Origin of the sequence: Micromonospora sp. NPDC002717 (assembly GCF_040295705.1) — a bacterium.
In the GTDB taxonomy this organism is placed as follows: Bacteria; Actinomycetota; Actinomycetes; order Mycobacteriales; family Micromonosporaceae; genus Micromonospora.
Genome location: NZ_JBEOVW010000016.1, coordinates 97,542 through 118,067 on the forward strand (window position 1 = coordinate 97,542; position 20,526 = coordinate 118,067).

The 20,526-nt window shown below is 72.3% G+C and carries 21 protein-coding genes; 7 read left to right on the forward strand and 14 right to left on the reverse strand.

Annotated elements, in window-relative coordinates:
- Positions 1 to 11 precede the first annotated feature (11 nt).
- Positions 12 to 641: a hypothetical protein gene (locus ABT006_RS23290; RefSeq protein ID WP_350709522.1), complete on the forward strand. Its 630-nt coding sequence runs from the start codon at positions 12 to 14 to the stop codon at positions 639 to 641.
- A gap of 186 nt (positions 642 to 827) precedes the next feature.
- Here the strand turns inward: ABT006_RS23290 and ABT006_RS23295 are convergent, their stop codons facing one another.
- From ABT006_RS23295 to ABT006_RS23305, 3 genes are all read right to left on the reverse strand, one after another.
- Positions 828 to 1,283: a lamin tail domain-containing protein gene (locus tag ABT006_RS23295; protein ID WP_350709524.1), complete on the reverse strand. Its 456-nt coding sequence runs from the start codon at positions 1,281 to 1,283 to the stop codon at positions 828 to 830.
- Positions 1,284 to 1,552: 269 nt separating this feature from the next.
- Entirely contained in the window at positions 1,553 to 1,705 is a 153-nt protein-coding gene (locus ABT006_RS23300) for a hypothetical protein (protein ID WP_350709526.1), read from the reverse strand.
- Positions 1,706 to 1,715: 10 nt separating this feature from the next.
- Positions 1,716 to 2,498 (reverse strand): phosphodiesterase, encoded by a 783-nt coding sequence (locus tag ABT006_RS23305; protein ID WP_350709528.1) that lies wholly within the window; start codon positions 2,496 to 2,498, stop codon positions 1,716 to 1,718.
- A gap of 217 nt (positions 2,499 to 2,715) precedes the next feature.
- Between ABT006_RS23305 and ABT006_RS23310 the strand changes: the two genes are divergently transcribed.
- Positions 2,716 to 4,137 (forward strand): GGDEF domain-containing protein, encoded by a 1,422-nt coding sequence (locus tag ABT006_RS23310; RefSeq protein ID WP_350709530.1) that lies wholly within the window; start codon positions 2,716 to 2,718, stop codon positions 4,135 to 4,137.
- A 9-nt stretch (positions 4,138 to 4,146) separates the two neighbouring features.
- Here ABT006_RS23310 and ABT006_RS23315 read toward each other — a convergent pair whose 3' ends face one another.
- Together ABT006_RS23315 and ABT006_RS23320 are read right to left on the reverse strand one after the other, a co-directional pair.
- A complete protein-coding gene (locus ABT006_RS23315; RefSeq protein WP_350709532.1) occupies positions 4,147 to 5,208 on the reverse strand; it encodes an aspartate-semialdehyde dehydrogenase in 1,062 nt (353 codons plus the stop codon).
- A 5-nt stretch (positions 5,209 to 5,213) separates the two neighbouring features.
- On the reverse strand, positions 5,214 to 6,479 hold the full coding sequence (locus ABT006_RS23320; protein ID WP_350709534.1) for an aspartate kinase: 1,266 nt from the start codon (positions 6,477 to 6,479) through the stop codon (positions 5,214 to 5,216).
- A 223-nt stretch (positions 6,480 to 6,702) separates the two neighbouring features.
- Here ABT006_RS23320 and ABT006_RS23325 point away from each other — a divergent pair, with 223 nt between their 5' ends.
- The 3 genes from ABT006_RS23325 to leuA all read left to right on the forward strand — a co-directional run bounded on the left by ABT006_RS23325 (position 6,703) and on the right by leuA (position 10,214).
- Positions 6,703 to 7,587 (forward strand): hypothetical protein, encoded by an 885-nt coding sequence (locus ABT006_RS23325; protein ID WP_350709536.1) that lies wholly within the window; start codon positions 6,703 to 6,705, stop codon positions 7,585 to 7,587.
- Between the two features lie 85 nt (positions 7,588 to 7,672).
- The gene (locus ABT006_RS23330) at positions 7,673 to 8,224 is read left to right on the forward strand and encodes a nitroreductase family protein (protein ID WP_350709538.1); all 552 of its coding nucleotides are present in this window, start codon (positions 7,673 to 7,675) and stop codon (positions 8,222 to 8,224) included.
- Between the two features lie 238 nt (positions 8,225 to 8,462).
- A complete protein-coding gene (gene leuA / locus ABT006_RS23335; RefSeq protein ID WP_350709540.1) occupies positions 8,463 to 10,214 on the forward strand; it encodes a 2-isopropylmalate synthase in 1,752 nt (583 codons plus the stop codon).
- A gap of 124 nt (positions 10,215 to 10,338) precedes the next feature.
- Here leuA and ABT006_RS23340 read toward each other — a convergent pair whose 3' ends face one another.
- A complete protein-coding gene (locus ABT006_RS23340) occupies positions 10,339 to 10,551 on the reverse strand; it encodes a DUF1737 domain-containing protein (RefSeq protein WP_350709542.1) in 213 nt (70 codons plus the stop codon).
- Entirely contained in the window at positions 10,548 to 12,011 is a 1,464-nt protein-coding gene (locus tag ABT006_RS23345) for an MFS transporter (protein WP_350709544.1), read from the reverse strand. The genes ABT006_RS23340 and ABT006_RS23345 overlap by 4 nt, the downstream gene beginning before the upstream one ends.
- Positions 12,012 to 12,119: 108 nt before the next feature.
- On the opposite strand from ABT006_RS23345, the gene ABT006_RS23350 reads away from it, so the two are divergent.
- Together ABT006_RS23350 and ABT006_RS23355 are read left to right on the forward strand one after the other, a co-directional pair.
- Positions 12,120 to 12,779, forward strand: a complete 660-nt coding sequence (locus ABT006_RS23350; RefSeq protein WP_350709546.1) for an HNH endonuclease family protein — start codon at positions 12,120 to 12,122, stop codon at positions 12,777 to 12,779.
- Complete coding sequence (locus tag ABT006_RS23355; RefSeq protein ID WP_350709548.1) at positions 12,761 to 13,216, forward strand: hypothetical protein; 456 nt, start codon at positions 12,761 to 12,763, stop codon at positions 13,214 to 13,216. Before ABT006_RS23350 ends, ABT006_RS23355 begins: the two co-directional genes overlap by 19 nt.
- A 47-nt stretch (positions 13,217 to 13,263) precedes the next feature.
- Here the strand turns inward: ABT006_RS23355 and ABT006_RS23360 are convergent, their stop codons facing one another.
- The 7 genes from ABT006_RS23360 to ABT006_RS23390 form a co-directional block, all read right to left on the reverse strand.
- Positions 13,264 to 14,367, reverse strand: coding sequence for an ABC transporter ATP-binding protein (locus ABT006_RS23360; protein WP_350709550.1), 1,104 nt, complete (start codon positions 14,365 to 14,367; stop codon positions 13,264 to 13,266).
- Complete coding sequence (locus ABT006_RS23365; RefSeq protein WP_350709552.1) at positions 14,364 to 15,455, reverse strand: ABC transporter ATP-binding protein; 1,092 nt, start codon at positions 15,453 to 15,455, stop codon at positions 14,364 to 14,366. The genes ABT006_RS23360 and ABT006_RS23365 overlap by 4 nt, the downstream gene beginning before the upstream one ends.
- A gap of 110 nt (positions 15,456 to 15,565) precedes the next feature.
- The gene (locus tag ABT006_RS23370) at positions 15,566 to 16,534 is read right to left on the reverse strand and encodes an ABC transporter permease (RefSeq protein WP_350709554.1); all 969 of its coding nucleotides are present in this window, start codon (positions 16,532 to 16,534) and stop codon (positions 15,566 to 15,568) included.
- Entirely contained in the window at positions 16,531 to 17,535 is a 1,005-nt protein-coding gene (locus tag ABT006_RS23375; protein ID WP_350709556.1) for an ABC transporter permease, read from the reverse strand. The genes ABT006_RS23370 and ABT006_RS23375 overlap by 4 nt, the downstream gene beginning before the upstream one ends.
- 77 nt (positions 17,536 to 17,612) lie before the next feature.
- Positions 17,613 to 19,277, reverse strand: coding sequence for an ABC transporter substrate-binding protein (locus tag ABT006_RS23380; RefSeq protein WP_350709558.1), 1,665 nt, complete (start codon positions 19,275 to 19,277; stop codon positions 17,613 to 17,615).
- A gap of 310 nt (positions 19,278 to 19,587) precedes the next feature.
- Positions 19,588 to 20,181: a recombination mediator RecR gene (recR, locus tag ABT006_RS23385; protein WP_350683348.1), complete on the reverse strand. Its 594-nt coding sequence runs from the start codon at positions 20,179 to 20,181 to the stop codon at positions 19,588 to 19,590.
- A gap of 7 nt (positions 20,182 to 20,188) precedes the next feature.
- Entirely contained in the window at positions 20,189 to 20,497 is a 309-nt protein-coding gene (locus ABT006_RS23390; RefSeq protein WP_218106165.1) for a YbaB/EbfC family nucleoid-associated protein, read from the reverse strand.
- Positions 20,498 to 20,526: the final 29 nt, after the last annotated feature.

The following is a 20,526-nucleotide window of genomic DNA, read 5'->3' on the forward strand; positions in this document are numbered from 1 at the left end:
GAGGAGGCAGGGTGTCGGAGGAGCAGAAGAACCGGGCCCTCGAGGCGGCCCTGGCGGACGCGGCGGCGATCCGGACGACGATCGAGCGCAAGGCCAACCACAACCAGGCGCTCGTCGGGGCGAACCTGACCGCGGTCGCGGCCGTCGCCGGCTTCGTCCTCTCGGAGAAGGCAGACCTCCGGATGTTCCTGCTCCTGCCGGTGCTCAGCACCGCCCTGGGGCTGAGCGTCGTCTCCCAGTACCGGGACATCCGCATCGCCGGTCGGTACCTCGAGCAGGTGTTGCGCCCCGCCATCGCGCGCTACACCGACGAGCCCAGCCTCTTCGGCTGGGAGGCCTTCTACTGGCGACGCAAGCACGACGGGCACGTGGCGCAGGCGCTCGCCATGGGGGTGATCTTCCCGGGGGTGTCCACCCTCGCCCTGGCGGTCACGCTCCCCGGCATCCGCACGACCGCCGACAAGCTGGCCTGGGCCGTCGGGGCCGCCATGCTCCTGCTGCTGCTCGGCGCCTGGTCCAACCGCCTCCACGAGATGGTCCGCTCCCGTTGGGCCCGGTTCCGCCGCGCCTCGCCCCGCCGGGCGCCCGACGAGCCGGCCCGGTCCGGCGACGACGGCACCCGCACGCCGACGGCGGCCTGACCAGCGACCCTGCCCACGGCCGCGACGCGGGGTCAGCCGGTGGGCGGGGCACCAGCGGCTGACCCCGCGTCCCGGATCGCGGTATAGGACCCGCCGGCCGCCCTGGCCGGTCGCCCGGTGGCTACGCGACGTCCTCCTCGGCCGACGGACGCACCGGCCCCGGCCGCCCCGGGGCCGGTGCCCACCTCAGCAGTTCGTGTAGCTGCCGCTGCTTCCCCACGAGCACGAGTCGACGAGGGTGCCCGCGGAGTTGCGCAGGTAGGCCTTGTCCCCGGTGTTGTTCCAGATGTACGCGCCAGAGCCCCAGTAGCGGTGGGTCGAGGTGTTCGTCCCCTTGCCGGTGTGGATGTAGACGCTGGCCCCGGAGGCCAGGCGGAAGTCGCCGGAGAACTTGTAGATGTGGTTCGCCTTGTCGCGCAGCGTCCAGTACTTCAGGTTGATGCTCGTCGAGCGCCGGTTGGTCAGCTTGACGTACTCGGCATTCAGGCTCGAGTTCGAGCGGTTGTCGCTGCCCGGCGAGTTGTAGTAGACCTTCGTGATCTGGATGGCCGGAGTGGCGGCCTGGGCCGGGCCGGCGGCGGTCAGCGACACGCCCATCGTGGCGGCGAGCGCCATGGCGAACCCGATCAGCCTCTTCTTCATGCGATTCCCCCACACTGACGGCCGGTCGCGGCCGGCGGTTGAGCCACGCGTCATCGCACGGCCGATCGAGGTTATCGATGTCCTGCATCAATTGTGGACAGCGGAACGGTTGCCGCAGCAAATACAACCGCCCGGTCGACCGGTCCCCATCCGGCGAGGCGGGGCCGAGCGACCGACCGCCCGACCGGATGGCCGTGCGGCGAGACGAAGACCACCGAGCGTCCCGGTCCCCCCAACTGTCCGGCCAGAGGGAAGGGACGGTGCGCCGGTCAGCCCGGTACCCGGTCCGTCCCGGCGGTCAGCGCCCCGACGGCCGCCTCCGTCCAGGGGCCAGCGACGGCCAGACAGCAGGCGAGCCGGGCGGCGTGCATGTTCGACCCGTAGGCGACGCGCCAGACCTCGCCGGTCACTGCCGCCGCCACCGTGCGGAGGTCAGAATCCGCAGGTCTTGCCGGCGGCGTGGCTGACCTGCACCAGGTGGGTGACGCAGCCGCCCCTGGCGACCTGGTGCAGCAGGAAGCCGGTCGGCTCGGTGACCCAGCCGATCTGCTCGTCGGCGCTCATGGTGAGCGAGCACTGCCGCCAGGTGCTCGGCGCGGTGGTGAGCACCGTGCCGGCGAAGGTCACCGTGACCGGGCGGTGGACGTGCCCGGCGACCACCCGGGCGACGTGCGGGTGCCGGGCGATCACCTCGGCCAGCGCGTCCCCGTCGGTCAGCCGGATGTCGTCGGCGACGGGGATGCCGACCGGCGCCGGCGGGTGGTGCAGGCAGACCACGGCCGGCACCTCCGGCCGGCCGGCCAGCACCCCGTCCAGCCAGCCGAGTTGGTCCTCGCCGAGGCACCCGGCGCCGTCGCCGGCCGGCATCAGCGAATCCAGCACCACGATCGTCGCCTCCGGGTGGTCGACGTGGTAGTAGGCCGAGAAACCGCCACCGAGCCACGGCGTGCCGCCGAAGGTGTCGAGGAGCGACTCCCGGTCGTCGTGGTTGCCGGCGACCAGGTGCACCGGCAGCGGGAACCGGCCGATGATCTCGCGCAGCGCGGCGTACTCGTCGGGGCGGCCGTGGTCGACGAGGTCGCCGGTGATGACCACGCACTCCGGCCGGGGGTTCAGCGCCAGCACCCGGCCGAGGGCACGGTGCAGGCCGACGGCCGGTTCGGCGGCGAGCACGCCGGTGGTCACGTGCGGATCACTGAGCTGGGCGATGAGCATTCGTGCCTCCACTCGACCGGGACCCTCACGCTATCGCCGCGAGCCCCGCCGCGCGGCCCGCCCGAACCCACAGGCCGTGTCCACAGCCTGTGGATAGCACATGTGTACGAAGGCTGTGGACGATCTTGCTCCCGGGCGGTACGACGCCTCGCTGAGTACCCTTGGTGCGGGCCCGCCCGCCGGCCCACACCCCTCCCAACCTGGAACGACGTGCCCCGTGGATCACGAGCGAGTCATCCGTGACGTGACGGTCCGCCTCCCCATGGCGTCGACCGCCCTGGAGGCGTGCCAGTGGACCGTCACCGCGCTCGCCCGGCACGCGCCGGCCACCATCTCCGTCCTGCTCCAGGTGCACGACCGGCTCCGCTGCGTCGCGGCGACCGGCTCCTGGCAGGTCTTCTCGACCGTGCCGCCGAAGACCGGGATCGTCGGGCGGGTGTACGCCTCCGGCGAGACCGCCGTCGTGCCGGACGTCGCCGACGACCCCGACTACATCCCGGTACGCCCCGACGTCACCGCCGAGGTCTGCGTACCGGTGCTGGACCCGGCGGGGCGGCCGATCGGCGTGCTGGACCTCCAATGGCGCGGGCCGGCCGACCTGGCCCGGTGGGGGGAGACCGCCGAGCGGCTGGCCGCCCGGCTCGGTGCCCGGATCGTGGCGCTCGGCGGGCCGCCCGCGGAGAGCCGCAGCGAGAAGCTGCTCCGGCACGCCACCGCGCTGACCTCCGCGTCGACGGAGTGGGACCTGTTCGCCGCCGCGATCGCCGCGGCCCGGGACGTCTCCACCCTCTCCGCCGCCGTGCTGGTGCTCGCCGGGCCGGAGGGGCCCCGGCTGGGCGCGCCCACGGCCACCCCCGGCGAGTTCGAGTCCCGGATCCGGGCGGAGCTGACCGAGGCGGGCCCCGCCGCGCTGGGCCGGATGATCAGCCGCGCCCACCACCACGGAGTGGGGTACACGCTCGGCGAGGCGGGACACCCGCCGGTCCCCGACCACCGGCCGCTGTCCCGGGCCGGGGTGCGCACCCTGGTCGCGGTGCCGGTCGGCCCACCCGGCGACGGCGGGGTGCTGCTGGTCGCCGACGAGCGGCTGCTGCGCCCCGACCCGACCACCGTCAACCTGCTGGAGCTGCTCGCCGGCCAGGCATGGAGCTGCCTGGACCGGCTGCGTACCGTCGCCCGGCTGCGCGAGCAGGCCAACTCCGACCCGCTGACCGGGCTGCGCCACACCGGCCCGTTCGGCCGACGCATCGCCGTGGCCACCCCCGGTCGTACGGCCCTGCTGGCGATCGACGTGGACGGCTTCAAGAGCGTCAACGACACGTACGGCCACCAGGCCGGCGACCGGGTGCTGGTCCGGCTGGCCCGGGCCCTGGAGGGGGCGCTGCGGCACGGCGACGAGCTGTACCGGATCGGCGGCGACGAGTTCGTGGCGGTGATCGAGGTGAACCGCCCCGACGAGGCCGTCCGGATCGCCGAGCGCCTCACCGAGGCGGCGCGGCAGATCGGCCGCACGATCAGCGTGGGGGTGGCCCTGCCCCGCCCCGGCGAGTCCCCCGAACTCACCCTGCGCCGCGCCGACCAGGCGCTCTACGCGGTGAAGCGGCACGGCCGCGACGGCGTCCGCCTGGCCGCCGCCTGACCGCACCCGTCAGCGGGGGGTCAGTTCCTTGGCGAGGAGTTCGGCGATCTGGGCGGTGTTGAGGGCCGCGCCCTTGCGCAGGTTGTCGCCGGTGACGAAGAAGTCGAGGGCGCGCGGGTCGTCGACGGCGCGGCGGATCCGGCCCACCCAGGACGGGTCGGTGCCGACCGCGTCGATCGGCATCGGGAACTCGCCGTCGCCCGGGTCGTCGACCAGGATCACCCCGGGGGCGTTGCGCAGCACCTCACGGGCGCCCTCGGCGTCCACCTCGGTGGCGAAGACCGCGTGCACCGCGACGGAGTGGCCGGTCACCACCGGCACCCGTACGCAGGTGGCCGAGACCTTGAGGTCGGGCAGCCCGAGGATCTTGCGCGACTCGTTGCGCAGCTTCATCTCCTCGGACGACCAGCCCGCCTCGGCCAGCGAGCCCGCCCAGGGCACCACGTTGAGCGCCAGCGGTGCCGGGAACGGGCCCAGCTCGTCGCCGACCGCCTGGCGTACGTCGCCGGGGCGGGAGCCGAGGGCCCGGTCACCGGCGATCTTGGTGAGCTGGGTGTGCAGGGTGTCCACGCCGGCCTGACCGGCGCCGGAGACCGCCTGGTAGGAGGCGAGCACCAGCTCGCGCAGCCCGTACTCGCGGTGCAGCGGGGCGACCGCGATGATCATCGCGAGGGTGGTGCAGTTGGCGTTGGCGATGATCCCCTTCGGCCGGTTGCGCACCTGCTCGGGGTTGATCTCCGGCACCACCAGCGGGACGTCGCGGTCCATCCGGAAGGCGCCGGAGTTGTCCACCGCGACGGCGCCCCGGCCCACCGCGACGGGGGCCCACCGCGCGGAGACGTCGTCCGGCACGTCGAACATCGCCACGTCGACGCCGTCGAACGCCTCGGGGGTCAGCGCCCGGACGGTCAGCTCCTCGCCCCGGCAGCGCACCCGCCGCCCGGCCGAGCGCTCGGAGGCGAGCAGCCGGATCTCTCCCCAGACGTTCTTCCGCCCGGTGAGCAGCTCGCACATCACGGTGCCGACGGCACCGGTCGCTCCGACCACGGCCAGGGTGGGCAGCGACGACACGGGGGCTACCGTCCCGTCCCCGCGTAGACGACGGCCTCGGTGTCGCCGCCGAGGTCGAACGCCTCGTGGATGGCGCGCACGGCGGCGTCCAGGTCGGTGTCGCGGCAGACCACGGAGACCCGGATCTCCGAGGTGGAGATCATCTCGATGTTCACGCCGGCCGCGCCCAGGGCGGCGAAGAAGCCGGCCGCGACGCCGGGGTGCGAGCGCATGCCCGCCCCGATCAGCGACACCTTGCCGACGTGGTCGTCGTAGAGCAGGCCCCTGAACTTGACCGACTCCTGGATCTTGCTGAGCGCGGCCATGGCCGTCGGGCCGTCGGTCTTGGGCAGGGTGAAGGAGATGTCCGTGCGCCCGGTGCCCTCGGTGGAGACGTTCTGCACGATCATGTCGATGTTGATCTCGGCACCGGCCACGGTGTCGAAGATCCGCGCGGCGGCGCCCGGCTCGTCGGGCACCCCCACGATCGTGATCTTGGCCTCGCTGCGGTCGTGGGCGACCCCGGTGATCAGTGCTTGCTCCACAGGAAGGTCCTCCATCGATCCGGTGACCATCGTGCCGGTGTTGGTCGAGTATGACGAACGGACGTGGATCGGCAAGCCCGCCCGGCGGGCGTACTCCACGCTGCGCAGGTGCAGGACCTTGGCGCCGCAGGCGGCCAGCTCCAGCATCTCCTCGTAGGTGATCTGCTTGATGTGCCGCGCGTCGGGGACGATCCGCGGGTCGGCGCTGAAGACGCCGTCGACGTCGGTGTAGATCTCGCAGACGTCCGCGTGCAGGGCGGCGGCCAGCGCCACCGCGGTGGTGTCGGAACCGCCCCGGCCCAGCGTCGTGACGTCCTTGGTGTCCTGGGAGACGCCCTGGAAGCCGGCCACGATCACCACCGCGCCCTCGTCGAGCGCGCCCTTGAGCCGGCCCGGCGTGACGTCGATGATCCGCGCCCGGCCGTGCACCGACGTGGTGATCACGCCGGCCTGCGAACCGGTGAACGAGCGGGCCTCGTACCCCAGGTTGTGGATGGCCATGGCGAGCAGCGCCATGGAGATCCGCTCCCCGGCGGTGAGCAGCATGTCCAGCTCGCGGCCCGGCGGCAGCGGGCTGACCTGGTTGGCCAGGTCGAGCAGCTCGTCGGTGGTGTCCCCCATGGCGGAGACCACCACCACGACGTCGTCGCCGGCCTTGCGCGCGGCGACGATGCGCTCGGCCACGCGCTTGATCCGCTCGGCGTTGGCGACGGAGGACCCGCCGTACTTCTGCACCACGAGTGCCACGACGGTGCGCTCCCTCCCAGCGACGACCCTGAGCGTGCCGACGCCGCCGGTCGGGGCCGGCGGCGCGTGTCAGACGCCTTCAGGGTATCGGTCGACCGGCTCGGTCGGGTCAGGTGATCCCACGATCCGGCCCGGCCGACGCGGGGGGCGTGGCGCGCGACACGCCGGGCGGACGGGGCGGCAGGGGTCCCCGCGCGCCGTTCCCGGGCCGCAGAATGACCCGGTGCACGCCCACCTGAGTCCGGCCGGCCCCCACGGGCGCGACCGTCAGTCCGCCCGGGTCGGGAAGGCCGCCGCCGAGGAGGTCCGCGCCCCCGCCGCCGGCCTCCGCACGGCGGCGCGGCCGGCCCGACGCCTCGCCGGCCCGCTCGCGCTCGCCCTGCCGGCGCTCCTCGTCGCCTGCACCGCCGACGAGCCGGTCACACCACCGCCCGCCACGTCGACGCCCGTCCCGGTGGGGATGGACGCGGCGCGCGACGCGCTGGCCGCGCTGGCCGCGGCGGCGCAGGACCGGCACCTGGTCGCCGGCTACACGCTGCGCAGCCCGGACGCCCCGGACCGCACGATCATGGTGACCAGCGCGAACGACGGCACCTGGCGGGTCGACGTCCCGGGCGGCGCGCTCGGCGGCACCGCGGACGTCTCGCTCGCCGCCACCGCCGACGGGCTGTTCCAGTGCGCCCTGCCGTCCGCCGCCCGGCCCGAGCCGGCGAGTTGCGTACGCCTCGGCGACCGGGACGACGCGGTGCCCCGCCGGCTGGACCCACGGGTGCAGCACCCGTTCACCGACTGGCTGGACGTGCTGACCGACCGGCGCGCCCCGCTCGCCGTGTCACCCGCCCAGCCCCTGCCCGGGGCGTCGGGTGCGTGCTACTCGGTGGAGACCACCTCGGCCTCGATCAACGCCCCGCTGGACGTGGGCATCTACTGCTACGACCCCGACGGCACGCCCACCGCGGTGCGCACGGCGTTCGGCACGCTCACCCTGGCCGGGCCGCCCGGGCCGGCCCCGGCGACCGTGCAGCTCGCCGGTCCCGTGGTGGACGGCGAGCCGCTCGGTACGGCGGCGCCGGAGCCGGCCGACAGCCCGAGCGCGGGAACGCTCTGACCCGGCCGCACGTTACGGGTGCTTTTCGCCACATTCGGACATACCTCCCTTAGTTGCCGAAACGGCCGTACGGGACACTCGTCGCATGGTCGACCTCACCCCGCTGCTCGCGTTCCGCTGGAGCCCCCGGTCCTTCGACCCGACGGCGGAGCTGGCCGCCGACCACGCGTCGACGCTGATCGAGGCGGCCCGCTGGGCGCCGTCGGCCGGCAACGTCCAGCCGTGGCGGTTCGTCCTCGGGCACCGCGACGACGAGACGTTCAAGCGGATCCTGGTGAACCTGCCGGAGCCGGACCAGCGGTGGGCCCAGCGCGCCTCCGCCCTGCTGCTGGGCACCCACCTGACCGGGGCCGCCGGGCACCTCTACGACCTGGGTCAGGCCATCGCCCACCTCACCGTGCAGGCCACGGCGCTCGGGCTGCACGTGCGCCAACTGCGCGGCCTGGACCGCGCCGGCCTGGCCGCCGACCTCGACCTGCCGGCCGGCGTACGGCCGCACGTGGTGGTGGCCGTCGGGCAGCTCGGCGACCCGCTCAGCCTGCCCGCCGACCTGCTCGGGTCGGAGACCGGCCTGCGCCGCCGCCTCCCCCTGACCGAGATCGTGCTGACCAGCGGGAATGCGAAGTGCGTCTCATAGTCCGGACCGTCCTTCCCGCGACTCGTCCCACCACGTAGGGTTACCTGGTCATGTGGCGGGCGTACCTCCTCCTTGGTCGCCGCGACGAGGCCTGAAGGCCGGCACCTCGTCGCGGAGTCGAACCGCGCCGTCCAGCACATCCGAACTTCCCATCGGCACCGCCCGGGCACCGTCGCCCCGGCACCTCGCCGACACCTTCCGATTGCTGACGCCACATGTTCAAGGGGAGCACTTCGTCATGGCTCAACCCGTCACCGACGCGGAGACCGATCCGATCGCCCGGCAGCGCCCCAGCGGGATGCCGTACCACCGTTACCAGCCCTACCAGCAGCAGTTCCGCATCGACCTGCCGGACCGCACCTGGCCGACCCGGCACGTCGAGACCGCGCCGCGCTGGTGCGCGGTGGACCTGCGCGACGGCAACCAGGCGCTCATCGACCCGATGTCGCCGGATCGCAAGCGGCGGATGTTCCAGCTCCTGGTGCAGATGGGCTACAAGGAGATCGAGGTCGGCTTCCCCTCGGCCAGCCAGACCGACTACGACTTCGTCCGGCAGCTGATCGAGCAGGACCTGATCCCGGAGGACGTCACGATCCAGGTGCTCACCCAGTGCCGGGAGCACCTGATCGACCGCACCTTCGAGTCGCTGCGCGGCGCGCGGCGCGCGATCGTGCACTTCTACAACTCGACCTCCACGCTCCAGCGCCGGGTGGTCTTCGGGCTGGACCGCGACGGCATCGCGGACATCGCCACCCAGGGCGCGCGGCTCTGCCAGAAGTACGCGGAGATCCACACCCCGGACACCGACATCCACTACGAGTACTCACCGGAGTCGTACACCGGCACGGAGCTGGAGTACGCGCTGGAGGTCTGCGCCAAGGTCATCGAGGTGGTCGACCCGACGCCGGACCGGAAGCTGATCGTCAACCTGCCCGCCACCGTCGAGATGGCGATGCCGAACGTCTACGCCGACTCGATCGAGTGGATGCACCGGCACCTGCCCCGGCGGGACAGCCTGGTGCTGAGCCTGCACCCGCACAACGACCGGGGCACCGGCGTGGCCGCCGCCGAGCTGGGCCTGCTGGCCGGCGCGGACCGGGTCGAGGGCTGCCTGTTCGGCAACGGCGAGCGCACCGGCAACGTCGACCTGGTGACGCTGGGCCTGAACCTGTTCTCCCAGGGCATCGACCCGATGATCGACTTCTCGCACATCGACGAGGTGAAGCGGGCCGTCGAGTACTGCAACCAGCTCCCGGTGCACGAGCGCCACCCGTACGCGGGCGACCTGGTCTACACCGCCTTCTCCGGCTCCCACCAGGACGCGATCAAGAAGGGCTTCGACGCCCTCACGGCGGACGCGGCGGCGGCCGGGGTGCCCGTCGACAACTTCACCTGGGCGGTGCCCTACCTGCCGATCGACCCGAAGGACCTGGGCCGCACCTACGAGGCGGTCATCCGGGTCAACTCGCAGTCCGGCAAGGGCGGCGTCGCGTACATCATGAAGAGCGAGCACCAGCTCGACCTGCCGCGCCGGCTCCAGATCGAGTTCTCGGGCGTGGTCCAGCAGGTCACCGACCACGACGGCGGCGAGGTCGACCCGGGCACGATGTGGGAGATCTTCGCGGGGCACTACCTGCTCGACCACCAGGCCGACCCGGCGCTCACCCTGGACGGCTACGCCATCGGCACCCCCGAGGGCAAGGTCGAGATCGAGGCCCGCGTCGGCCTGGGCGGCGAGGCCCACTCGCTGACCGCGGTCGGCAACGGCCCGATCGACGCGTACGTCAACGCCCTCCAGTCGGTGGGCGTGGCGGTGCGGGTGCTCGACTACCACGAGCACGCGCTCTCCTCCGGCGGGGACGCGCAGGCCGCCGCGTACGTGGAGTGCGAGGTCGACGGTCGTACGGTCTGGGGCGTAGGCACCGACGCCAACATCGTCACCGCCTCGATCAAGGCCGTGACGAGCGCCGTCAACCGCGCCCGCGCCTGACGCGCGAGGAAGGGCTCCCTGCCAAAGCCTGGCGATCGCAGGGGGCCCTTCCGCACGTCGCCACACGCCCGAGCCGCCGCAGGCGTCGTACGCCCGGCGGGTCGCGCCGTCGGCGCTGCCGTGATCAGACGGGGGTGACGTCGGCCGCCCAGCCGTCCGCGAGCACCACCGCCTGGGCGACCACGACCCGCTCACCGTCGAAGGTCATCGCGGGCGAGCCGTGCAGCCGGTACCCGTCGGCGAGCGCCTCGCTGACGCGCCGGCAGAAGTCGGCGTCGTCCGGCCCGGTGAGCAGGCGGTAGCGCAGGCGGGGCGACGCGTTGTCCTGATCCGTCACGCGGCGACCGTACCGCTTCCTCGGGGCTCTCGGCGGCGCGGGCGGTGGATGAGCAGGGCGGCCAACGCCGCGCCGGCCAGCAGCAGGCCGGCGCACCAGAGCATCGCGTCCCGGTAGGCGCCGGTCAGCTCGCCCGCCTGCTCGTAGCCGGTGCCGGAGAGCCCGACCAGCAGCGGGAGCGCCGCCACCGCGAGCAGGCCGCCGGCCCGGGACGCCGCGTTGTTGAAGCCGCTCGCCACGCCAGCGAACCGGTCGTCGACCGCCGCCAGCACCGACGCGGTCAGCGGCGCCACCACCAGGGTCAGCCCGACCCCGAAGAGCCCCACCCCGGGCAGCACGTCCCGCCAGTACGACGCGTCCGGGCCGACGCCCCGCAGCAGCACCAGCCCGGCGGCGGCGACCACCGGCCCGACGGTCAGCGGCAGCCGGGGACCGATCCGCGCCGACAGCGCGCCCGCCCGCGCCGAGCCGACCAGCAGCAGCACGGTCGTCGGCAGCATCGCGACCCCGGTGAGCAGCGCCGACCAGCCGACCACGTTCTGCAGGTAGACGGCGAGGAAGAAGGTGAAGCCGCCGAGCGCCGCGTAGACCAGCACGGTGAAGACGTTCAGCACGGAGAAGAGCTGGCTGCCGAACAGCCCGGTGGGCAACATCGCGGTGTCGCCCCGGCGCCGCTCGACGAGCACGAAGGCCACCGCGCCGGCCACCCCGAGCAGCGCCGCGACCAGCACCGGCGCCGAGTCGAAGCCGCGCGCCGGGGCGTCGATCAGCGCGTACGTGACGCCGGCCAGGGCGAGCGCGCCGAGCAGCGCGCCGGCCACGTCGAAGCGGCGGCGCCGGCCGGCCGCCCGGGTGCGGGAGGTGGCCTCGTCCCGGCTCTCCGGCACCCAGCGCAGCGCGGCGAGCACCACCAGCACGGCCAGCGGCAGGTTGAGGAAGAAGATCCACCGCCAGGAGAGCGCGTCGATCAGCCAGCCGCCGATGAACGGGCCGAGCGCGGTGGAGACGCCGGACAGCCCCGACCAGGCGCCGATCGCCCGCCCCCGGTCGTCGGGGTGGAAGCTGGCCTGGAGCACCGACAGCGAGCCCGGGGTCAGCAGCGCGCCGCCGGCGCCCTGGAGGAAACGGGCCGCGATCAGCCACTCCGTGCCCTGGGCCAGGCCGCAGAGCAGCGAGGCGGCGGTGAACCAGACCACCCCGAGCAGGAAGACCCGCCGCCGCCCGAAGCGGTCGCCGAGCGCGCCGCCGAGCAGGACGAAGGCGGCGAGCATCAACAGGTATCCGTTGACCGTCCACTGGAGACCGGCGACGGTGGCCTCGAGTTCCGCGCCGAGCCGGGGCAGCGCCACATTGACCACCGTGCTGTCCAGGAAGACCATGCCGGAGGCGAGGACGGCGGCGAGCAGGGTGCCCCGACCGTGGGCGGTGCCCAGCCGGAGCGCGGGCGCGGAGTCGGTCATGGCGTCCAATCTTCCCCGCACCATATGAGAGACGCCACGAAACGCCGAAACCATGCCCGGGTACTGTGCGGGATCGCCGGGAGCCCCCAAGCTGGAGAGGTGTCGTCTGTGCGTACCAGATCAGGACCGCGCGTCGCGGTGACGGCCGCGCTGGCCGCGGCGCTGGCGCTCGGCGCGGCCGGCTGCGTCCCCGTCGACGAGCCGGAGGCCCCGCCGAGCAGCAGCGGCGGCAACGCCGCGCAGAAGCTGGCCCAGCTCAGCGTCGCCAGCGCGGGGTCGATGAAGGGCTACAGCCGGGAGCGTTTCCCGCACTGGCGGGACACCGGCAAGAACTGCGACGTGCGGGACAGCGTGCTGAAGCGCGACGGGGAGGACATCAGGCTCTCCGGCTGCAACGTGGTCGGCGGCCGGTGGGAGAGCGTGTACGACGACCGCGCCCTGACCGATCCGTCCGACGTGGACATCGACCACATGGTGCCGCTGGCGAACGCGTGGCGCTCCGGCGCCGACGAGTGGGACGACGCCAAGCGCGGCGACTTCGCCAACGACATGGACCGACCGCAGCTCATCGCGGTTTCCAAGAACTCCAACCGGGCAAAGGGTGATCAGGACCCGTCCCAGTGGAAACCGGCGAACCGGTCGTTCTGGTGCCAGTACGCCGAAAACTGGGTGACGGTCAAGCACCACTGGCGGCTCACGGTGACCACCGCCGAGAAGGCCGCCCTGACCGACATGTTGGAGGGCTGCACATGGGCGAACAAGCCGTGACCGGGGCCGGGGCGACCCCCGCTCCCGAGCAGATGCCGGACCCCGGCGGGGAGGACGCCGCGGCGGCCGCCGGCAGCGCGCCCGCAGGGCCGACCACGGCCGGCATGACGGTGGACGGGAGGGCCGCCACGCAGACCGCGGTGCCGGGGGCGGGCATGGCCGCCGACGCCGGCGGCGCGTCGGCCGCCGCCCAGGAACGCACCGCCGACCTCGTGCCCGGCCCGGGCGGGGTGATGACCGACGAGGTCGGCGTGGTCACCGGCGAGCTGACCCTGCGCACCGGCTACGCCGACGGCCAGGTCACGCTGTCGGTGCAGTACAAGGACGCCGACGAGTGGTACACGGTCACCGGCGGCAGGGTCGCGCTGGCTGATCCGGCCGGGTTGGACGCGGTGCACGGCATCGCCGTCGCCCTGCTGCACCGTCCCGAGGGCTGACCACGGCCGGACGCGGCCCCTCGGCGGGACCGCGTCCGCGCCGCAGGTCAGACGTACGAGCCGGGCTCGCTGGGGGCGGAGACGGTGTGGGGCTCCTCGCCCTCGCCCATCGGGCGGGTGATCTGCACGCTGACCTTGTGCGGGCGCAGCTCGCCGCTCGCGATCCGCTCCGCGAAGTGGCAGGCGACCCGGCTCCCGCCGATCTCCCTCAGCACCGGCCGCTCGTCGGCGCAGCGGGTCGGCTGCGCCCACGGGCAGCGGGTGTGGAACCGGCAGCCCGCCGGCGGGTTGGCCGGCGAAGGCAGGTCGCCGGCGAGCAGGATGCGCTCCCGCCGGTCCTCCACGTCCGGGTCCGGCACCGGCACCGCCGACATCAGCGCCCGCGTGTAGGGGTGCAACGGCTCCGTGTAGAGCCGGTCGCTCGGCGCCTCCTCGACCAGCGCGCCGAGGTACATCACGCCGACCGTGTCGGAGATGTGCCGCACCACGGCGAGGTCGTGCGCGATCACCAGGTAGGTCAGGCCGAGGCTGTCCTGGAGCTCGTCGAGCAGGTTCACCACCTGGGCCTGGATCGACACGTCGAGCGCGGAGACCGGCTCGTCGGCGACGATCAGGTCGGGCCCGAGCACCAGCGCCCGGGCGATGCCGATGCGCTGCCGCTGGCCGCCCGAGAACTCGTGCGGGTAGCGGGAGAGCGCCCAGCGGGGCAGGCCGACCTTGTCCAGCGTCTCGCTGATGATCCGCCGCCGCTCGTCGCGGTTGCCGCCGATGCCGTGGGTCTGCAACCCCTCGGTGAGGATCGACTCGACGTTCTGCCGGGGGTCCAGGCTCGACATCGGGTCCTGGAAGATCATCTGCATCCGGCGGCGCATCGACCGCAGCTTGCCCGCCGACAGCTTCGTCAGCTCGACGCCGTCGAAGGCGACCTCGCCGCCGGTGGGCGGGGTGAGCTGGAGCAGCGCCCGGCCGAGCGTCGACTTGCCGCACCCGGACTCGCCCACCAGGCCGTACGTCCGGCCGCGCGGGATGCGCAGGTCGACCCCGTCGACCGCCTTCACGTGCCCGACCGTCCGGTCGAGGATCACCCCCCGCCGGATCGGGAAGTGCACCTTCAGGTCGCGGACCTCGACGAGGATGTCGCTCTCGGTCACGCCTTCTCCTCCTCGCGCGGGGCGGGCACGGGGCCCGCGGTCGCCTCCGCCGCCTCCGCCGCCGGAGCGTCCGCCGCGCGGGCGGTGGCGGCGGCCCGCGGGGGCACGGTGCCGGGCAGCGGCGCCGGGTTGACGCAGCGGTAGCTGCGCCCGTCGTGGGCGTGCACCAGCGCGGGCGGCTCCCCCACGCACTCGTCGACCCGCCGGGCGCAGCGCGGCGCGAAGGCGCAGCCGTCCGGCCAGGGCAGCACGTCGCGGACCGAGCCGGGGATCGGGTTCAGTCGCTCCCCGCGCCCGGCGTCCAGGCGGGGCACCGAGCCGAGCAACCCCACGGTGTACGGGTGCCGGGGCTCGCGGAACAGCGGACGACGGCGGGCCGTCTCCACCACCCTGCCGGCGTAGAGCACGTTGATGGTGTCGCACATGCCCGCCACCACGCCGAGGTCGTGCGTGATCATGACGAGCGCGGTGCCGGAGTCGCGGACCAACTCCTTGAGCAGCTCCAGGATCTGCGCCTGGATGGTGACGTCCAGCGCCGTGGTCGGCTCGTCGGCGATCAGCAGCCGGGGCTTGCAGGCCACCGCCATCGCGATGAGGGCGCGCTGCCGCATGCCGCCGGAGAGCTGGTGCGGGTATTCCTTCAACCGCCGCTTCGGGTCGGGGATGCCGACCCGGTCCAGCAGCGTCGCCGCCTCCTTCTCGGCCGCCGCGCCCTTCATCCCCCGGTGCCGCGCGAGCACCTCGGTCACCTGCAACCCGATCGGGATGACCGGGTTCAGGGAGGACAGCGGGTCCTGGAAGATCATCGCGACGTCCCGGCCGCGGATGTCCCGCCGGGACCGGTCGTCGAGCTGGAGCAGGTCGGTGCCGTCGAAGACCGCCTTACCGCCGACGCGCAGGCCCGGCTGCTTGGGCAGCAGGCCCATGATCGCCAGCGAGGTCACGCTCTTGCCACAGCCGGACTCACCGACCAGGCCGACCACCTCGCCGGCGTCGACGGAGAACGAGACACCGTCCACGGCGTGCACGGTGCGCTGACCGCGCCGGGCGAAGGTGACGGAGAGGTCGTCCACTTCGAGCAGTGCCATTACCGACCCTCCGTCCAAGACTGCCGGGCTCGCAACTCTTCACACAGCCGACCTACCGTTCGCGGCTGCGGGGCTCGCAAGCTCACTCCTCGCGCTTCACACATGGAGACCTACTTCCGCAGCTTCGGGTCGAGGGCCTCGCGCATCGCCTCACCGAGCAGGGTGAAGCCGAGCGCGGTGATGATGATCGCGACCGCCGGGTAGATCGCCAGCCCCGGCCGGATGCCCAGGTACGGCTGCGCGTCGGCGAGCATCACGCCCCACTCCGGCACGGCCGTGTCGGGGTTGCCGAGGCCGAGGAAGGAGAGCGCGGCGGCCTCGATGATCGCGGTGGCCAGGGTGAGCGTGGCCTGCACGATCACCGGGGCGAGCGAGTTCGGCACCACGTGGGTGATCGCGATCTTGGACTTCTTCACGCCCAGCGAGGTGGCCGCCAGCACGTAGTCGCTGTTGGCCTGGGAGATCATCGAGCCGCGCAGCAGCCGGGCGAAGACCGGCACGGAGACCACGCCGACCGCGATCATCACGGTGGTCAGGCTCGCCCCGAGCAGGGCGGCGATGCTCACCGCCAGCAGGAGGCTGGGCAGCGCCAGCATCATGTCGATGACCCGCATGAGCGCGGTGTCGACGGCCCGGCCCCACCGGCCGCCCAGCCCGGCCGCCGCGCCGGCGACCCCACCGATCAGGGCGCCGACCGCCAGACCGATCAGCGTGGAGACCACGCCGACGAGCAGGGTCTGCCGGGCGCCGACGATCATCCGGCTGAACACGTCGCGGCCCTGGTGGTCGTAGCCGAGCCAGTGGTCGCCGGAGGAGCCGGGGATGAGGCCCTGGCCCGACTTGACCACGCCCTCGCGGATGCCGATCGCGTCGGTCGGCCCGTACGGGACGAAGAACGGCCCGACGACCGCGACCAGGACGAAGAGCACCAGGATGACCGCGCCGATGATCGCTGCGGGGTTGCGCCGCAACCGGCGGAACGCCTCCTGCCAGAGGCTGACGCCGCGCTCGTCGTCCCGGGCGGCCAGCTCGGAGAGCCGGTCGATCTTTTCCTTCTTCTTGCCGGTGGTGATCGTCATCGGACCCTCACCCTCGGGTCGATCAGGCTGTAGGAGAGGTCGACCAGGAGGTTCACCAGCACGTACACCACCGCGATGATCATGATGAAGCCCATCAGCACCGGGTAGTCCCGCTGGCCGATGGCGTCGTAGATGAACGCCCCGATGCCGCTGAAGGCGAAGACGGTCTCGGTCAGCACCGCGCCGGAGAGCAGGCCGCCGGTGAGCAGGCCGATCGAGGTGACCACCGGCAGCATCGCGTTGCGCAGCACGTGCCGGCGGCGGACGGTCGGCTCGGTGAGGCCCTTGGCCTCGGCGGTGCGGACGAAGTCCTCGTTGAGCACCTCCAGCACGCTGGCCCGGGTGATCCGGACGATGATCGCGAGCGGGATGCTGGCCAGCGCGACGCCCGGCAGCACGAGGTGCCAGATCGCGTCGGCGGCGGCGTCCCACTCCCGCGTCATCAGGCCGTCGAGGACGAAGAAGTTGGTGATCCGGGTGGCGCCGAGCGTCGGGTCCTGCCGGCCGCTGGACGGGAACCAGCCGAGGTTCTCCGAGAAGATCGCCTTGAGCACGTAGGCCAGGAAGAAGACGGGGATGCAGATGCCGATCAGCGAGCCGCCGACCGAGAGGTGGTCGAGCATCCGGCCGCGACGGCGGGCGGCCAGGTAGCCGAGCGGAATGCCGAGCCCGATCGCGATCACCAGCGCCATGACGGTCAGCTCGACGGTGCCGGGGAAGCGCTCCAGGAACTCCGTGGTGACCGCGCGCTTGGTGGAGGTCGAGGTGCCGAGGTCGAGGCGGAGCAGCCGCCGCACGAACCGGCCGTACTGCACCAGGATCGGCTCGTCGAGGCCCATGTTGCGCCGGATCGCGGCACGCATCTCGGGCGTGCCGCGCTCGCCGAGGATGGCGGTCTCGGGACCGCCGGGCAGTCGGCGGAGCCAGATGAAGAGCAGGAGGGAGAGCCCGAACAGCGTGGGTATCAGCTGGAGCAGGCGTCTGACGATGAACCGGAACACGGTGGCCTCGAAAGGGGTGCGGAGGGTCGCGGGCGGACGCTGTCGAAACAGCGCCCGCCCGCGTGCCTTGCGTCAGGTCAGGACTTGAACTCGGCCGTTTCAAGCCGCTCGTCGGTGAGCGGGCTGGCCTTGACCCCGGTCACGTCCTTGCCGAACACGATCGCCGGCGGCGAGTGCGACACCGGGACACCGGGCAGGAACTCCATGATGGCCTTGTTGAGGGCCTTGTACTTCTCCACCCGGGCCGCCTGGTCGGCGGTGGTGTCGGCGTCCTTGAACTGGTCGAACAGGGCCTTGTTGGTGAAGCCCCACTCGTCCTTCGGCCGGTCGAAGAAGGTTCCGATGAAGTTGTAGGCGTCGCCGTAGTCACCGGTCCAGCCGAGGAAGTGGATATCGTGCTTGCTGCCGGACGTGGTGGCGTTGAGGTAGTCCGGGCTCCACTTCAGCGGGATGGCCTCGACCTTGATGCCGACCGCCTTGAGGTCCGCCGAGAGCAGCTCGAAGATGTCCTTCGGGTTCGGCATGTACGGCCGGGTGACCTCGGTCGGGTAGTGGAACTTCAGGGTCAGGTTCGTCGCGCCGGCCTCGGCCAGCAGCTGCTTGGCCTTCTCCGGGTTGTAGTCGTACTTGGCGACGTCGCCGTTCCAGCCCTCGACCGTGTCCGGCATGAAGTTCTCGGCGACCTTGGCGCCCGGGGGCAGCTTCGAGTCGACCAGCGCCTGCCGGTTCAGGGCGTGCGCGATGGCCTGCCGGACCTTGATGTCGGCGAGCTTCGGGTTGCCCTTCTGGTTGATGGCCAGGTAGAGCACGTTGAACGCCGGGCGGGTCAGGACGTTGAAGCCTTCACCCTTCAGCGACTCGACGTCGGCCGGGCCGACCAGGTCGTAGCCCTGGATGTCGCCGGAGCGCAGCGCCTGCTTGCGGGCGTTCTCGTCCGAGATGGTCTTGAAGATGATGGTCTTCAGCTTGGCCTTGGAGCCGGCGTAGTCGTCGTTGCGCTCGATGGTTAGCGTCTTGTTGGCGACGTCCCAGGACTTGAACTTGAACGGGCCGGTGCCGGTCGGGTGCTCCATCGCGTAGGACGGGTACTTGATGTCCTCGGCGGTGCCGCCCACGTTGCTGGCGTCGTACTTCTCCAGCGCGGCCGGGCTGTGGATGGAGAACGACGGCAGCATCAGCGCGGCCGGGATCTTGCTGGAGACCCGGGTGAAGGCCAGGTCCACGGTGGTGGCGTCCTTGGCGGTGCAGGACTTGAAGAGGCTCGGCGGCAGCTCCGCGTCCTCGTTCTTGGCGAAGCCGCCCATGACGTCCTGCCAGTACGCCGTCACGTCCGGGCTCTGCATGAGGCCCTTGGCGTTGTACCAGCGGTCGAAGTTCTTGCAGACCGCCTCGGCGTTGAAGTCGGTGCCGTCGTGGAACTTCACGCCGGAACGCAGCTTGAAGGTCCACGTCGTGCCGGCGGCGTCCGGAGTCCAGGACTCGGCCAGACCGGGGGTGATCTTCGTGCCCCCCTCCTCCGGCGTGACCAGCGTCTCGAAGATGCTGCGTGCGACGCGCAGCGACTCACCGTCGCTGGCGAAGCTCGGGTCGAGCACCTTCGGGTCTCCGGCTACGCCGAAGACGAGGGTGTCCTTCTTGCTACCGCCGGAACTGTCATCACGGTCGCTCTCGGCGCAGCCTGCTACCGCGAGGGCCGCGACCGCGACGGCCGCGATAGCGACCTTCGGCCTGGATGCACGCATGGTGCTTCTCCTTGGGGGTACGGACAACGTGGTGACAGGGGTCACCGATGGCCGTGACCTTAGCCCCCGTTCGGACCGCCGGGAAACCGTCGCCGAACTGGTTGGTACCGGATCGTGTCTTAACCGGGGCGCCCCGTCCCGGAGGCAGCGCCAGAGCGCCATCAATGGGGCGAAATGTCCAGGTTGACCGATGCAAATTTGTTACATGTATCGACACGCTCATCGTCCACATGTCAGAACCCACAGTGGATGTGCGAGCGCGTACGACAGTGGCCGGCACCGAGATCCGGTGCCGGCCACGATCGGCGGATCAGACGGCGCGGCGCCCCTCGAAGGCCCGGCCGAGGGTGATCTCGTCGGCGTACTCCAGGTCGCCGCCGACCGGCAGGCCGCTCGCCAGCCGGGTCACCGCGATGCCCATCGGCTTGACCATCAACGCCAGGTAGGTGGCGGTGGCCTCGCCCTCGGTGTTCGGGTCCGTGGCCAGGATCAGCTCCCGCACCGCGCCCCCGCCCAGGCGGGTCATCAGCTCGCGGATGCGCAGGTTGTCGGGCCCGATCCCCTCCAGCGGGTTGATCGCCCCGCCGAGCACGTGGTAGCGGCCCCGGAACTCACCGGTCCGCTCGATCGCGACCACGTCCTTCGGCTCCTCGACCACGCAGAGCACCTCGTCGGTGCGGCGCGGGTCGCGGCAGATCCGGCACTGGTCGGACTCGGCCACGTTGTAGCAACTGGTGCAGAACCGCACCAGTTCCTTGACCTTGCGCAGCGCGCCGGCCAGCCGGTTGACGTCGGCCGGGTCGGCCGACAGGACGTGGAAGGCGATCCGCTGCGCGCTCTTCGGGCCGACGCCCGGCAGCCGCCCCAGCTCGTCGATCAGGTCCTGGATGGCACCCTCGTACATCTGCCGCTCAGAAACCGGGCAGGCCGAGGCCGCCCATGCCGCCGGTGACCGGGCCCATCTTCTTCTCGGTCAGCTCCCGGGCCGCCTCGGCGGCGTTGTGCATCGCCGCGACGACCAGGTCCTCCAGGGTCTCCACATCCTCCGGGTCGACCGCCTTGGGGTCGATCTTGATCGCCTTGAGCTCCCCGGTGCCGGCGACGGTCGCGGTCACCAGGCCGCCCCCGGCGGTGCCGGTCAGCTCGGCCTCGGCGAGCTCGGCCTGGGCCTTGGCGATCTGCTGCTGCATCTTCTGCGCCTGCTTCAGCATCTGCTGCATGTTCGGCTGTCCACCTGGGCGCACGGATG

Excerpts from the sequence above, each read along its gene's own strand:
- ABT006_RS23380 (WP_350709558.1), bottom strand. The coding sequence starts at position 19,277 with ATGCGTGCATCCAGGCCGAAGGTCGCTATCGCGGCCGTCGCGGTCGCG.
- leuA (WP_350709540.1), top strand. The coding sequence starts at position 8,463 with ATGGCTCAACCCGTCACCGACGCGGAGACCGATCCGATCGCCCGGCAG.
- ABT006_RS23365 (WP_350709552.1), bottom strand. The coding sequence starts at position 15,455 with ATGGCACTGCTCGAAGTGGACGACCTCTCCGTCACCTTCGCCCGGCGC.
- ABT006_RS23390 (WP_218106165.1), bottom strand. The coding sequence starts at position 20,497 with ATGCAGCAGATGCTGAAGCAGGCGCAGAAGATGCAGCAGCAGATCGCC.
- ABT006_RS23330 (WP_350709538.1), top strand. The coding sequence starts at position 7,673 with ATGGTCGACCTCACCCCGCTGCTCGCGTTCCGCTGGAGCCCCCGGTCC.
- ABT006_RS23295 (WP_350709524.1), bottom strand. The coding sequence starts at position 1,283 with ATGAAGAAGAGGCTGATCGGGTTCGCCATGGCGCTCGCCGCCACGATG.
- ABT006_RS23370 (WP_350709554.1), bottom strand. The coding sequence starts at position 16,534 with ATGACGATCACCACCGGCAAGAAGAAGGAAAAGATCGACCGGCTCTCC.
- ABT006_RS23355 (WP_350709548.1), top strand. The coding sequence starts at position 12,761 with ATGGGCGAACAAGCCGTGACCGGGGCCGGGGCGACCCCCGCTCCCGAG.
- ABT006_RS23345 (WP_350709544.1), bottom strand. The coding sequence starts at position 12,011 with ATGACCGACTCCGCGCCCGCGCTCCGGCTGGGCACCGCCCACGGTCGG.
- recR (WP_350683348.1), bottom strand. The coding sequence starts at position 20,181 with ATGTACGAGGGTGCCATCCAGGACCTGATCGACGAGCTGGGGCGGCTG.
- ABT006_RS23305 (WP_350709528.1), bottom strand. The coding sequence starts at position 2,498 with ATGCTCATCGCCCAGCTCAGTGATCCGCACGTGACCACCGGCGTGCTC.